Source organism: Gaoshiqia hydrogeniformans (genome assembly GCF_049347105.1).
GTDB classification, from domain to species: domain Bacteria; phylum Bacteroidota; class Bacteroidia; order Bacteroidales; family Prolixibacteraceae; genus Gaoshiqia; species Gaoshiqia hydrogeniformans.
The window spans coordinates 4,935,123-4,948,897 of the sequence record NZ_CP186334.1 but is presented as its reverse complement, the minus strand read 5'-3'; the positions used below and the strand labels follow the sequence as shown (position 1 = coordinate 4,948,897).

Below are 13,775 nucleotides of genomic sequence, written 5' to 3'. Positions count from 1 at the left end.
ATCCTCTGAGCCTTTTATTCAGGGACTTCCGGTTGTAAGATGGTGATTGGCCGGCAGTGGTCGGCCAGGCCAATGTTTTTTATTTGTTATATTTTGCCTGCCTGTTTGCTTTAATCTTTTCGTCGGTCAGGTATTCCTCAAAATCCATATACTTGTCGATTACCCCGTCCGGGGTCAAATCGATTACACGGGTACAAACGGTACGGATAAACTCATGGTCGTGTGAAGCCATCAGGATTTGCCCCGGGTAAACTTTCATGTTGTTGTTGAACGACTGGATCGATTCCATATCAAGGTGATTGGTCGGGTGGTCGAGAATAACCACGTTGGGGTGTTCCAGCATCATGCGCGAAATCATACAACGCATTTTTTCACCGCCTGAAAGAACCTGTACATTTTTCTGCAAATCGTCGCCCGAGAACAACATTTTCCCAAGATAGCCGCGTAAAAAGGCCTCGCTGGTGTCGTGCGAATAATTACCCAGCCACTCGTACAGACTTTTATTTTGGGTAAAGTATTCCGTGTTGTCCATGGGCAGGTAGGCTTTTTTGATGGTAACCCCCCATTCAAAAATACCGGCTGTCGGCTCCAGTTCTCCGGTAATGATTTTGAAAAAGGCGGTCATGATGCGGTTATCCTTACCCAGAAAAACAACTTTGTCATCTTTTTCAATGGTAAAGGTGGCATCTTTAAAAAACACTTCTCCGTCCTGGATATAGGTCAGTCCTTCCACGCGAAGTACGCGGTCGCCGGTTTGGCGTTCGGGTTGAAAGATGATGCCCGGGTAACGCCGGGTGGAAGGTTCAATTTCTTCAATATTCAGTTTATCCAGCATCTTTTTACGGCTGGTGGTTTGTTTCGATTTGGCCACGTTGGCGCTAAACCGGCTGATGAATTCGAGCAGTTCTTTTCGTTTTTCCTCGGCTTTTTTATTGGCCGCAGTCTGTTGGCGAAGCGCCAACTGGCTGGATTCGTACCAGAAGGTATAGTTGCCGGAGAAAGCCCTGATTTTACCGAAGTCAATATCAACGACATCGGTACACACATTGTCAAGGAAGTGGCGGTCGTGCGATACCACGATGACCGTGTTCTGGCAATTGCTCAGGTAGTTTTCGAGCCAAAGCACCGTTTCCAGGTCGAGGTCGTTGGTCGGCTCATCCAGCAACAGATTGTCCGGGTTCCCGAATAAGGCCTGGGCTAGCAGGACCCTTACCTTCACCTTGCCATCAAGGTCCTTCATTAGCTGGTAATGCAAATCTTCTTTGATACCGAGGCCGCTCAGCAACATCGCTGCATCGCTTTCGGCATTCCAGCCATCCATGCCTGCAAATTCATCTTCCAGTTTAGCTGCAAGCAAACCGTCTTCCTCTGTAAATTCAGGTTTGGCATACAGCGCTTCTTTTTCTTTCATGACCCGCCATAACTCTTTGTGTCCCATGAGGACGGTATCTAAAACCGGGAATTCATCAAATTCATAGTGGTTTTGTTTCAGCACCGAAAGGCGTTCGCCCGGTCCCATGCTGACAGATCCCCTGGTGGGTTCCAGCTCTCCGGAGACTAATCTCAGGAAAGTTGATTTTCCGGCGCCGTTGGCCCCAATTACCCCGTAACAGTTGCCTGGGGTAAATTTCATGTTCACATCAGAAAAAAGCGGCTTTTTCCCAAACTGGATCGCTAAATTTGAAACAGTAATCATTCCTTGAAACTTTCACGTTATTTAAGGGGCGCAAAGGTAATACAATTCATCCCGTTACCGCTTCTTTTTGGTTAATAAATCCTTAAGATTCACGGTTAATAAGTGAAAATAGCGGGTGGAGCCTGGCTACAAACAATTAATAACGGGTGGAATGATAGAACCCGATGGTGAAATTAACCGACGGACGGTTCAGGGGATACCATTGATAAATATCTTCGTGGGTGATGACCGCTTCCGGGGTTTGCGCCCATAACCACTCATTTGTTTTAAAGCCGCTGTAACCGATTTTGAAGATGAGGAAATTTTTTCGCTGTTGCAGCCTGCGCCGGTAGCCAACGCCAATTTCATAAATAAGCCCTTTATTGTCCCGGTCGCTGTCTAAGCGGTATGAATAACCGCCTTCGGCATAAAGAAACGGCGTTTTTGCCGGTTTGTCGGCAAACCATTTAATATTGACCAGGGCAGGGAAGGTGTTCATCTCCGGATTCTGGTAACGCATGTAGCCCAGACCAACTCCTGCCGAAACATGGTAACTGTAAAACCAGTTGGCAGTTGCCCGGATGCCTGCACTGTAAGGCGAATAGGTTTCGTTCACATCCTCTCCCCAGTAATCGGAAGATGTATCCATTTTTAGCCCGTATCCGCCGGTGGCTTCCAGGGTATAATAAAACCCCTGGTTCCGGATAATCCGGTTCTGGCCGATCGACGGGATTACCCCCAATAATAGCAGGCCGGCCAATACAATCGTTCTTATTTTTAATTCAGGTTTCATAAGGCTGAAATTCAGTTTTGTCATGACGAAGAAAAATATTAATGATAAATATACTCAATCCTTCTAACGTACGGACTGCTCAATAAATTTTATTTATTTCGGATTTTGGCTATTTTACCTTTCCTGATAAAACGCTATTTTTGTTTCGTGCTGAAAATCCGAAACATATTGTCTTTCCTTTTGCTGTCAGTCTATTTTATTGTTCTGGCACATCAGTTTATTCCCCACCATCACCATGCGGATTTGTTTTCTTTTTGTTCTGCCGGACATCAGCACGACGGCGTAGGGGAGAGATCTCCGGTTGTTGTTGATGGCATTTGCTCGTGTCATCACGGCGAAGAATCAGATGTAGCCTGTTATTTCAGTGTCGATCCGGTGCCTTCGAAAATATTATTGCTCACCTCGTTCTATTTGGTTAAATCAGTCCTGAACGAAGTGTTTGTTCCGGTTGTTACCGGTAAAGCCTGTACGGCTCCCGATTTTATCTTACCAAAAATATTTGCAGATCATCCTTCCGGCTTAAGGGCGCCTCCCGTTATTTCATAATTCCGTTTTATAGTTTTTCGGGAATGACGGATGCTGTCGTTTCTGTATTTTTTTACGAATAATCAAATAGAATTATGAAGCCCATATTGGTTATGGTATTGGCGGCAGGTCTTGTGTTTGGGGCCTGCTCGCATCAACACAACGAATCACATCCGCGGGAACATGCGGGGGATGACGGCGGTCATCATCACGATCACGAAGAAATAAAGCAAAAACTGGTTGTATATACCGGTGATTTTGAATTGTACGCCGAAGCTGATCCTTTTGTTGAAGGGGAAAAGGCGGGCATATTGGCGCATTTCACCCGACTGCCCGGTTTTAAACCGCTGGATCAGGCCAGGGTTACTGCTCTGCTTTCGGTTGGAGGACAGCTTGTTGGCCCGGTGGAGGGGCAGGCTTTGCAAGCCGGAATTTATCAGTTCTTTCTGACTCCCGGACAGACGGGAGAGGGGACGCTGTCTTTTTCTGTTGAGTTGGACGGACAAAAAAAAATGGTAGAAGTGGCCGTTCCTGTTTTTAACGACGATCATAAAGCTTTTCATTATTACGAGGACAGAGAAACTGACCACGGGAATGCCGTCAGCTTTACCAAGGAGCAATCCTGGAAAATTGATTTTGCAACAGCTTTCCCGTCGCTGAAACTCTTTGGGCCGGTTTTGAAAACTTCGGCGGCGGTACAATCAGTCCCTGAGAAAAATCAGGTACTGAGCGCTGCAACCAGCGGGATGATCAGGTTTATGCCGGGTGTGGTTGAAGGAATTCGTGTAAATGCCGGGCAGGAACTGTTCCGGATTACGGGTTCGGGTATGGCCGACGATAATCTTGCTGTTGTTTTTGCTACGGCCCGGGCCAATTACGAAAAAGAAAAAGCCGACCTTGAGCGCATGGAAAAACTGGCAGAAAATCAGCTTGTTTCCCAACGCGAATTGCTGGAAGTTAAAAGCAGTTTTGAGAAAGCCGAAGCTGTTTACAGAAACCTTCAGCAGAATTTTTCTTCTGCTGGTCAGTTGCTTTTTGCGCCGGTAGCCGGCAATCTTGGGCAGATTTTGGTTCAAAACGGGCAACATGTGTCGGCAGGGCAGGCTGTTGCCGGACTGGTCCAACAGGGGAGAATTCAACTAAAAGCCGAAATTCAGCAGAAATATGCCGCCCGGGTGCAGCAAATACAAGCAGTAACCGTGCGGCCTGCCGGTCAGACCGATTGGCTGGAACTTCAGCATCTGAACGGAAAGCTGGTATCGGTAGGGAGCCAGCTGAGCCAGGAGAATTTTTTATTACCTGTTTATTTTGAACTGGACAATAAGGGTGAATTTCTTCCGGGAAGCTATGTTGAATTGACTTTGAGGCTGACCTCTGAAACAAACTGCCTGGTGGTTCCAAATACAGCCTTGATTGAACAGCAGGGACATTTTTTTGTGATGGTTCAGCTTGACCCGGAACACTTTGAAAAGCGTCAGATTTTTATCGGCGATTCGGACGGACTGGAAACAATCGTTCAATCCGGCCTGGATGCCGGTGAACGTGTGGTCACCAAAGGGGCTGTTTTGGTCAACCTGGCTGCTGTGTCTAACAGTCTTGATCCGCATGCCGGTCATGTTCATTAAGAAAGGAGCTACTATGTTAGACCGGATTATTAAATTTTCCCTCAATAATAAATTGCTGGTGCTCCTGGGAGCCGTTATATTGACGATCTCCGGTTTGTATACGGCAAATGAGATGGATGTCGATGTTTTTCCCGACTTGACGGCACCTACCGTGGTGGTGATGACTGATGCCCACGGTATGGCAGCCGAAGAGGTGGAACGACTGGTGACTTTTCCGATAGAAACCGCTGTGAACGGGGCTACCGATGTGCGTCGGGTGCGTTCAAGTTCGTCTCAGGGTTTTTCCTTTGTTTGGGTTGAGTTTGACTGGGGAACCGATATTTTTAAGGCGCGTCAGATTGTGAGTGAAAAACTGGTGAGCCTTTCCGGGCAAATGCCGCTTGGTGTCGGCCAACCTACGCTCGCTCCCCAATCAAGTGTCATGGGTGAAATCCTGTTCATTGGCTTACAGTCCGACTCAACCAGCTTGATGGATTTGCGGACCACGGCCGAATGGAGTATCAAACCGGTACTGCTGGCAACGGGCGGCGTGTCGCAGGTAACTATCATTGGCGGCGATTATAAGCAGTACCAGGTATTGGCCGATCCCCGGTTGATGGCTTATTACGGCGTGTCGATGGATGAACTGGCCACGGTGTGCGCCGGCATCAGCATGAATGCATCGGGCAGCGTAGTCCGCCAGTATGGCAACGAATATGTGGTGCGTGGTGTGGCCCGCACCTCGAGCCTGGATGAGTTGGGCAAATCGCTGGTCAGGCTGAAAAGCGGGAAACCGGTGTTTATTGACGATGTCGCTGAATTGAAAATCGGAGCGGCCGTAAAAATGGGATATGCCTCGCAAAATGCGTCCCCTTCGGTCATTTTATCCGTTTCGAAACAGCCCAATACCAATACCCTGAAGTTGACGGAATCCATTGAGAAGAACCTGGAAAGCCTGCGTCAAACTTTACCGCCTGATGTGGTGGTAGACAGTCATATTTTCCGTCAGGCCGATTTTATCGAAACGGCAGTGGATAATGTCAGGACGGCTTTGCTCGAAGGCGGCCTTTTCGTGGTGATTATCCTTTTCCTTTTCCTGGGAAGTTTCCGGACAACAATCATCTCTTTGCTGGCAATTCCCTTGTCGTTGCTGGGAGCGGTGCTGACATTGAATCTTTTGGGACTGAATATCAACACCATGAGTTTGGGAGGTATGGCCATTGCCATCGGATCGCTGGTGGACGATGCCATTATCGATGTGGAGAACGTGTTTAAGCGGCTCCGGCAAAACCATCAGAAAACGGAGGAGAAACGCGAACCTGTCTGGAAAATTGTTTTTGATGCTTCCAAAGAGATCAGGGCTTCTATCCTGAATGCAACGCTGATCATCATCGTTGCTTTTATTCCGTTGTTTTTCCTCTCGGGGATGGAAGGACGTATGCTGAAACCATTGGGTATTGCCTACATCGTTTCCCTGTTTGTTTCCCTGATTGTTGCGATGACCCTGACCCCGCTGTTATGCCGCCTGTTGCTGACCAATGATAGGTATTTGGACCGCAAAGCAAAGGACAATTGGCTGAACCGTCGGCTGAACCGTTATTATGAATCTTCTCTTCAGTTCGTGTTCCAATGGAAGAAGTTCATGTTAGGTACCGCGCTTGTTTTGTTGGCGCTGGCAGTTTGGATGCTCTCGTCGATGGGCAGGAGTTTTTTGCCCGAGTTTAACGAAGGGGCGCTGACTATTTCGATGATCAGCCAGCCTGGTATTTCGCTTGAAGAAAGCCATCGGCTTGGAAATCTGGCTGAAACGGAACTACTGGCAATCCCCGAGGTGAAGAACACGGCGCGACGCACCGGGCGGGGAGAATTGGACGAGCATTCGCAAACAACTAACAGCGCCGAGATTGATGTAAATTTCGAACTGAAAGAGCGTCCGCGTGAAGAATTCCTGGCTGACGTACGCGGCCGCCTGCAAGGTATTCCAGGCATTGCTTCAACGGTCGGTCAGCCCCTGGGTCACCGAATCGATCATATGCTTTCGGGAACGAGGGCAAATATTGCCGTCAAGTTGTTTGGCCCGGAGCTGAACCAGCTGTTTTTGCTGGGAAATCAAATCAGGTTAGCCATCGCCGATATCGATGGTTTGGTTGACGTGAATGTGGAACAGCAGGTGGAAATTCCGCAGATTCAGATTAAAGCTAAACGCGAGATGCTGGCCCGTTACGGCATTACGATCGATGAATTTACCCGTTTTGTCGAACTGGCTTTTGGCGGAGAAAAGTTGGCTGATATTTACGAAGGGCAACGCCGGTTTGATCTTATTCTGCGATTGAATAAAGATTATACCGAAACCATCGACGGATTAAAGAATGCCCTGATTGATACGAAAATCGGTGGAAAAGTTCCCCTGGAGCAAGTCGCGGATATTCAATCGCTGTCTGGCCCGGGTTCGGTCAGTCGGGAAAATGTGCAGCGTAAGATCGTGATTTCGGCTAATGTGGCAGGACGGGATTTGCACAGCGCTGTTGGCGAAATCCGGGAACAGATTGAGCAGCAGGTCGTTTTGCCCGAGGGGTACCGGGTTGAATACGGCGGTCAGTTCGAAAGTGAAATGCGCGCATCGCGAACCTTGGCCCTGACATCGTTGCTGGCAGTTGTGATCATCTTTTTGTTGTTGTATCACGAGTTTAAAAATGTCAAGCTGGCCGGGATCATTTTGCTTAACCTGCCGATGGCCCTTATTGGCGGTGTTTTTGCCATCCGGCTGACTTCGGGAATGATCAGTATTCCTGCAATTATTGGCTTTATCACCTTATTCGGCATTGCCACCCGGAACGGAATTTTGCTGGTTTCGCGTTTTCAGCAGATGGAAGAACAGGCGTTGCCGCTGAACGAGATCCTGATTCGCGGTTCCATCGACCGGCTAAGCCCGATTTTGATGACAGCGCTGACTGCTGCTTTGGCCCTGATCCCGTTGGCAATCCAGGGCGATGCTCCCGGGAATGAAATTCAAAGCCCGATGGCCAAAGTAATTTTGGGCGGGTTGTTGTCGTCAACCCTGCTGAACATTTACCTGGTGCCCGTAATTTACCAGTTGTTGCACCGTTTTGGATTACTCAAAAGAAAAGATTATGAGAAAAATACTTAATATCATCCTGTTGTTTTGCGGATTTTCAGCGTCTGCGCAAACCGGTTTCGACGGGTTTTTGCAGGAAGTGTTACGCAATAATTCCAGCTTGAAGGCTTACCAGGCCGTAACCGATGCGCAAAAGCTTGAAAACCGGCTTGGACTGGCTCCGGCCGATCCAAGCGTTGAGGGAGCTTACCTTTGGGGCGATCCTTCAGGAATCGGTAACCGGAAAGATTTTTCGGTGACACAGGAAATTGAGTTTCCAACGGTTTATGCCCGTCAGCGAAAACTTGCATCCATCCGCGATGAGCAGGCGGAACTGGAATATCGCCGGCTTCGTTTCGAATTGTTGTATCAGGCTGCAGGCTTATGGGTTGAATTGGTTTACCTGAACCGGAAAGGGGAGGAGTTGCAGAACCGGTTGAGCGAGGCAACACGGTTGGCCCGGGCATACGAAGAAAAGTTTTCTGTGGGCGACGTGAACCTGATTGACCGGAATAAAGCTGTTTTGTATCAGCTTCAGGCCGAAAAACAGGCCGAGCAACTTCGGCAGGACCGGAAGCAGGTGTTGTTGCAACTAACGGCCCTGAATGGCGACCGGGACTTGTCGTTTGACGAAACAGGCTGGTTGCCTGTCCGTTTGCCCGAAAATGTTGAGGCGTGGATCGAACAGGTTACGGCAGCCAACCCTCAGACGCAGTGGTGGATACTGACGCAACAAGCCGGAAAAGAAAGCGAGAAACTGAGCCGGGCCAAACGTATGCCCGGCCTGACCGGCGGTTACATGATGGAGCAAACTGCTGCTGAAAAATTTCAGGGGATTACGTTTGGTTTAACAGTTCCCCTGTGGGAAAAGAACAACACAGTGAGGGCCGCGCGTGCGCAACAGGAGGCCGCCGCTTTACAGGAACAGGACTACCGGCTGCAATGGCGCAGCTATTTGACGCAGGTTTATGCCAGGGCGGATGATGCGTTTAAACTGGTCCGTTCGTACCGTGAGCAACTTAACCGGATCGGGCAAAAAGAATTGCTGGATGAGGCCCTGCAGGCCGGACAAATTTCACTGATTGATTATTTGCTCGAGATCCAATTTAACTACGCAGCGATTGATCAGTTGCTGGATGCCGAAAAACAGCTTCAAACAGCTTACGTATCGATGGTCGTTTGGGAAAAACAATGAGCTAAGTTTTTGTAAAATAAAAAGTCACCGAAAATTAGGTTGCGGTGACTTTTTATTTTTATCAGCGAAGATCGGTTATACCTGGTCGGTTTTTGCCGGGTTCAGAAAGATCAGGAAAAAGACAAAGGCGAATGACAACTCGTGCAACTCACTTTCTTTGACCAGGCCAATGCTCAGGATCATCAGGGTAACAATCAACATAACAACGATGTGCTGTGTTTTGGGCAGTGGTACCCTGAACTTGTTTACCAGGTTCCGAATGACCGGTATCTTCCAGACAATAAGGCGCGAAAAAACAAAATAGATGATCAGGATGATAAACATCAACTGAGAAAAAATCAGCTTGTTCAGATTTTTTCCTCCAACAACCAGATTGTGCAGGTTTGTTTCGGCCTGTTTGTTATTTTCCAGGAAAAATTCGCTGCTTTCAATATTAAAAATCCGTTGTCCCCAACTGATTTCTTCGCCTGCGGCAAAAAAGAACAGAAATGCCAGAAAAGCCGCGCTAAATACCCATAACAGTTTTTTCATTTTCCTGTATTCAAATACCCGGTACAGGCTAACCATGCTGGCTCCAAAAAGGAAAAGTGCTGTCAGGTTTTCAACCAGACCGTCTTCCTGTACAAAAGGGTCAAAGGCTTCTTGTCCCTGTCTGCCCAGGTACATGCCATACCCGGTGAAGACGAACAGACCGGCGCATAAAATAACTTCAGTTGCTGTAATTAGTTTTTTTACATTCATAATGTGTTGTTTCTGTGTTTAAATTCTGCTATTGTTTGTAAACAGGGTTCAAATATGCTGTATTTTTCTTACAGCGTGTAAAAATAATATTAAAAATCGTATCAGGACAATTCTGTTCTGTATTTGCAGGAGCAACAACCTGTATCGTTCAGCTGTTAAAAGATGTTGATTTTGGCATAATCTTTTGGGTGCAGACGCGTTTTATATTGCGGGAAGATGTAGCTTTGCACAAAATTTTTATATCATAGAATTCAGGGAATGAAAAAGTTAGTTTGGTTAGTTGTGGCTGTTGGTTTATACCTACTGGTCAACGTATCCGGCTTATTTGTGCCGATGATTGTGAATGCGGCGAAGTATGCCCAGGTAGGACGCGAAATTCTGGATAATCACGATTGGATAAACCTGACTGTAGGTGGTGAGGCGTACGATCAGAAACCTCCGCTTTTGTTCTGGATTGCTGCCGTCACATTTAAGCTTTTTGGCATTTCGGGCATTGCTTACAAGCTGGTCATTCTCCTGTTTTCACTGATCGGTGTTTACGCAACCTTTAAATTGGGCGAATTGCTGTATGACAAACGCACCGGAAGCCTTGCCGCATTCTTTTGGGCTACTTGTTTGGGCTATGTTCATTTTCATAACGATATTCATACCGATACGCTTTTGGTTGTGCCGGTGATGCTGTCGATTTGGCAATACGCGGCCTATTTCAAAAAGAAAAAGGAATATCATTTCTACCTGGGAACGGTTTTCGTTGGATTAGCAATGCTGGATAAAGGTCCCGTTGGAATGGTAATTCCGGGTGCAGCAGTGGGTTTGCACCTGTTGCTAACCCGCAATTTTAAAGCGATAGTCAATTACCGCTGGTTGGTGGCCATTCCTATTGTGGCCTTGTTAATTCTGCCTGCGATCTGGGGGCTGTACAAACAATTTGGACCGGAAGGGGTCAAATTTTATTTCTGGACCAATAACATGGGGCGTATTACCGGAAGTTATCACGGGAGACACAACGATCCTTTTTTTTATTTTCATACCACCTTGTACATGATTGCTCCCTGGGCTGTTTTTGGTTTTGTTGGCCTGTTTATGCAAATTCGCGAAAAGGTAAAACGAAAACTAAATTTTACAGGCGAGGATGAATTTTTCACTTTGGGAGGTATCCTGGTATACTTGCTGATTGCTTCGGTGGCGAAACAGCAAAATCCGCATTATGAAATGGCGGTATTGCCGTTGATTTTGATTTTGGGCGCCCGGTGGGCCTTTTTGATTTTTGAGTTACCTGCCTTTAACCAGTTGAAAAAGGTGATTGGTTATATTCATCTGGTTATTGGCATCCTGTTATTCCTGCTGATTTTCCCGTTTATAACCTATTTCTTTCAGGAGAGCAAAATATGGATCTGGGCGGTTGTCGTTATCCTGGCCGGGGCTTTTGTTTACATCCTGAGTTGGAAAAACAGTCTGAACAAGCAATTGTCCTATTTGCTGATTTCCGGTTCTGCTTTACTTTTTATACTAAACACAAGTATTCTCCCCAACATGGGAAAATATCATTCTTCTTTTGCGGCTGTCCGTACATTTAACGAAGAAACCAGCGGTAAAGAGGAACTTCATATTTATACCGAAGAAGGCCGGTACTGGGAAATTTTCTTTTATTCCAAAAATTACGGGAGGTACATGGTTACACCCAAAGATTATATGGAAAATCCGCCGGCAGTTAACGACTGGTTGTACACCGGCCCGGAGGGTTTGGAAGAGTTAGAGGAAATGAATGTGAAAGTAGATACCGTGAAGGTCTTATCTCACCGAAGCCTGTCGCGTATGTCGCTGAAGTTTTTAAATCCCAAAACCCGGAAGCTGAAACTTGAAACCCGTTACCTGTTGCGGGTGAGAGGGGCCAGATAAAAAATCAGCGATACGATAAAAGCAGAATAGCCAACCCGGGCAGACTAAGCTGCTTTTTTTTGATTCAACGGAGTTTTTTAGAACAGATCTTTCTTTCGAAAGATTACAATACCCAGAATGGACATCGCAAACGAGATAACCAGGATCAGGGGAAAAGCCCAATAGGAATTTTCCATGTGGTTGGGCACATTCATCCCGTACAAACTGGCGATCAGGGTTGGGATCATCAGGATAATGGAAATGGAGGTCAGTTGTTTCATCACCACGTTCAGGTTATTGGAGATAACCGATGAAAATGCGTCCATCATGCCACTTTGAATGTCGGAATAAATCTGGGAAATTTCCAGCGCCTGTTTATTTTCGATAATGGCGTCCTCCAGTAAATCCTCATTCACCTCCGTCAAGTTTCGTTTAAATGAATTCCGGAGTTTGGCCAGTACAATCTCGTTGGCCTTCAGCGAGGTAATGAAATACACCAGGCACTTTTCCATTTTCAGCAATTTATTCAGTTCTTTATTCCGGATGGATTTCTCCAGTTCGTTTTCAATCTGGTTTGTTTGCTGGTTTATTTGTTTCAGATACTGGGAAAAGGTACTTCCCGAGCGCAAAAAAAGTTTAATAATGAAGTTCAGTTCATCATGGATCAGGTGGTTTTGTCCGCGATACAGCGCTGGTTGTTCGGCCGGCAACACCTCATTCGGGGTTGAACACAAGGTGATCGTTACCTGGTTGAGCATGATGACCCCCAAGGGCAAGGTAGAATAAGGTACGCCGTTGTTGGGACTTTCAACCGGAATCCGCAGGATGATCAACGACCAGTCGTCGTCGACTTCATACCGGGGACGCTCATCTACGTCCATGATGTCCTGAATTAAATCCAAAGGAACCCGGAATTCGCCGTGTAACCGGTTAATTTCTTCCTGAGAGGGTCGAACGACATTGATCCAACATCCTTTTTCTGCCTGCGGAATTTCGACGTATCCGCCAAAGCTTTTAAAGATTTTTAGCATGAGCTTGCCTCCTTCTATTTGACCTGCAGGAGGCAGAGGGGTAGGCCGCCTACAGGGAGGTTAATAATTTCGTTTCCTTATGATAAGGGCCTTCGTCCATTTGATGTTTTTTGCAATTAGCGGGACAAAAATAGTTAAATCCGGTCGAAAAGAGGCAGTTTTTTAAATTGTTTTTTGTTATTAATTTGTTAATCGATCAGCTTCCGGGCCTCAACGCCTTCAAAGGTCATTTTAACCGGTTTGATGGTGCCGTCTTCATCAAAGTACATCCGGTCGATGCAAACCACACGGTGGTCGCGATCGAGGTTTGGGATGGGGCGGCGGTGGTAAACAATATACCATTCATCGGTGCCGGGAATTTGGAGTACCGAATGATGACCGGCGCCGGTAGCGATATCAGGGTCCTGTTCCAGGACGGTTGCCAGGCGTTCAAACGGGCCAAACGGACTATCGGCAATGGCATAGGCTACTTTGTAGCTGGCATTGCCCCAGCCGCCTTCCGACCACATAAAATAGTACCGGCCGTTTCGGATAAAAAAGGTTGGTCCTTCCACGTAGCCTTTTGGGGTAATCTCTTTGACCGGCTCACCGTCTTCAAAAGGGATAATGCTTTTAAAATCGTCGCTGATCCGGGCAATATTGCAATGTCCCCAGCCGCCGTAAACAATGTAGTAGTTTCCATCCAGCGCTTTAAAAACATACTGGTCGATGGGTTGTGCGCCATGATGGAATTCGCTGATCAGGGGCTTTCCCAACAAATCGGTGTACGGGCCTTCGGGCTGGTCGGCCACGCAAACGCCGATGCCGCCTTGTTTGTTCTTTTCGCCCAAAGCGGCATTGTACATCGGGCCTGTTTCGTTTTGAATGTCGTTCCCGGCAAAAAACAGGTAATATTTGCCCTCTTTTTCAATAATAGAAGGTGCCCACATGGCTTTGTTGACCCATGTTACAATGGTGGTGTCAATCAGTTTTTCGTGTTTTGTCCAGTTGACCAAATCGTCGGAGGAAAAGGCATCCAGGAAAACCTGGTCTTCGTATTTGGCCGAGAAGGTTGGGAAAATCCAATAGCGTTGGTTAAAAACGGCAACTTCAGGATCGGCATACCAACCTTCGAAAAGCGGATTGCCTGACAATTTTGGTTCATTTTTCACTTTTGGCGTTTGGGCACAAGCGTACAGGGCTGCCATAAGAAGCAGTAATGTAAATACTTTAGTCATG

General features: G+C 47.0%; 10 protein-coding genes. 5 read left to right on the top strand and 5 right to left on the bottom strand.

Going from position 1 to position 13,775, the window contains the following annotated elements; genetic code table 11:
- Nucleotides 1–79: 79 nt before the first annotated feature.
- The gene (locus ACOIT5_RS19700; RefSeq protein ID WP_423127884.1) at nt 80–1,696 is read right to left on the bottom strand and encodes an ABC-F family ATP-binding cassette domain-containing protein; all 1,617 of its coding nucleotides are present in this window, start codon (nt 1,694–1,696) and stop codon (nt 80–82) included.
- A 136-nt stretch (nt 1,697–1,832) separates the two neighbouring features.
- The gene (locus ACOIT5_RS19695; RefSeq protein ID WP_423127883.1) at nt 1,833–2,468 is read right to left on the bottom strand and encodes a hypothetical protein; all 636 of its coding nucleotides are present in this window, start codon (nt 2,466–2,468) and stop codon (nt 1,833–1,835) included.
- Nucleotides 2,469–2,615: 147 nt separating this feature from the next.
- Here ACOIT5_RS19695 and ACOIT5_RS19690 point away from each other — a divergent pair, with 147 nt between their 5' ends.
- From ACOIT5_RS19690 to ACOIT5_RS19675, 4 genes are all read left to right on the top strand, one after another.
- Entirely contained in the window at nt 2,616–3,014 is a 399-nt protein-coding gene (locus ACOIT5_RS19690) for a hypothetical protein (protein ID WP_423127882.1), read from the top strand.
- Nucleotides 3,015–3,088: 74 nt separating this feature from the next.
- Nucleotides 3,089–4,618 (top strand): efflux RND transporter periplasmic adaptor subunit, encoded by a 1,530-nt coding sequence (locus ACOIT5_RS19685; protein ID WP_423127881.1) that lies wholly within the window; start codon nt 3,089–3,091, stop codon nt 4,616–4,618.
- Between the two features lie 13 nt (nt 4,619–4,631).
- On the top strand, nt 4,632–7,745 hold the full coding sequence (locus ACOIT5_RS19680; protein WP_423127880.1) for an efflux RND transporter permease subunit: 3,114 nt from the start codon (nt 4,632–4,634) through the stop codon (nt 7,743–7,745).
- Nucleotides 7,729–8,907 carry a TolC family protein gene (locus ACOIT5_RS19675; protein WP_423127879.1) on the top strand — a complete coding sequence of 393 codons (1,179 nt, stop codon included), beginning with the start codon at nt 7,729–7,731 and terminating at the stop codon, nt 8,905–8,907. The genes ACOIT5_RS19680 and ACOIT5_RS19675 overlap by 17 nt, the downstream gene beginning before the upstream one ends.
- 75 nt (nt 8,908–8,982) lie before the next feature.
- On the opposite strand, the gene ACOIT5_RS19670 is transcribed toward ACOIT5_RS19675, so the two are convergent.
- Nucleotides 8,983–9,648 (bottom strand): hypothetical protein, encoded by a 666-nt coding sequence (locus ACOIT5_RS19670; RefSeq protein ID WP_423127878.1) that lies wholly within the window; start codon nt 9,646–9,648, stop codon nt 8,983–8,985.
- A 258-nt stretch (nt 9,649–9,906) separates the two neighbouring features.
- On the opposite strand from ACOIT5_RS19670, the gene ACOIT5_RS19665 reads away from it, so the two are divergent.
- Nucleotides 9,907–11,547 carry an ArnT family glycosyltransferase gene (locus ACOIT5_RS19665; RefSeq protein WP_423127877.1) on the top strand — a complete coding sequence of 547 codons (1,641 nt, stop codon included), beginning with the start codon at nt 9,907–9,909 and terminating at the stop codon, nt 11,545–11,547.
- A 77-nt stretch (nt 11,548–11,624) separates the two neighbouring features.
- On the opposite strand, the gene ACOIT5_RS19660 is transcribed toward ACOIT5_RS19665, so the two are convergent.
- Both ACOIT5_RS19660 and ACOIT5_RS19655 read right to left on the bottom strand, forming a co-directional pair.
- A complete protein-coding gene (locus ACOIT5_RS19660; RefSeq protein WP_423127876.1) occupies nt 11,625–12,557 on the bottom strand; it encodes a magnesium transporter CorA family protein in 933 nt (310 codons plus the stop codon).
- Nucleotides 12,558–12,745: 188 nt separating this feature from the next.
- The gene (locus tag ACOIT5_RS19655; protein ID WP_423127875.1) at nt 12,746–13,774 is read right to left on the bottom strand and encodes a glycoside hydrolase family 43 protein; all 1,029 of its coding nucleotides are present in this window, start codon (nt 13,772–13,774) and stop codon (nt 12,746–12,748) included.
- Between the last annotated feature and the right edge of the window lies 1 nt (nt 13,775).

Bases quoted from the DNA above. Each gene is read 5' to 3' on its own strand.
- ACOIT5_RS19685 (WP_423127881.1), top strand. From the start codon at position 3,089: ATGAAGCCCATATTGGTTATGGTATTGGCGGCAGGTCTTGTGTTTGGG.
- ACOIT5_RS19700 (WP_423127884.1), bottom strand. From the start codon at position 1,696: ATGATTACTGTTTCAAATTTAGCGATCCAGTTTGGGAAAAAGCCGCTT.
- ACOIT5_RS19670 (WP_423127878.1), bottom strand. From the start codon at position 9,648: ATGAATGTAAAAAAACTAATTACAGCAACTGAAGTTATTTTATGCGCC.
- ACOIT5_RS19675 (WP_423127879.1), top strand. From the start codon at position 7,729: ATGAGAAAAATACTTAATATCATCCTGTTGTTTTGCGGATTTTCAGCG.
- ACOIT5_RS19655 (WP_423127875.1), bottom strand. From the start codon at position 13,774: ATGACTAAAGTATTTACATTACTGCTTCTTATGGCAGCCCTGTACGCT.
- ACOIT5_RS19680 (WP_423127880.1), top strand. From the start codon at position 4,632: ATGTTAGACCGGATTATTAAATTTTCCCTCAATAATAAATTGCTGGTG.
- ACOIT5_RS19660 (WP_423127876.1), bottom strand. From the start codon at position 12,557: ATGCTAAAAATCTTTAAAAGCTTTGGCGGATACGTCGAAATTCCGCAG.
- ACOIT5_RS19665 (WP_423127877.1), top strand. From the start codon at position 9,907: ATGAAAAAGTTAGTTTGGTTAGTTGTGGCTGTTGGTTTATACCTACTG.
- ACOIT5_RS19695 (WP_423127883.1), bottom strand. From the start codon at position 2,468: ATGAAACCTGAATTAAAAATAAGAACGATTGTATTGGCCGGCCTGCTA.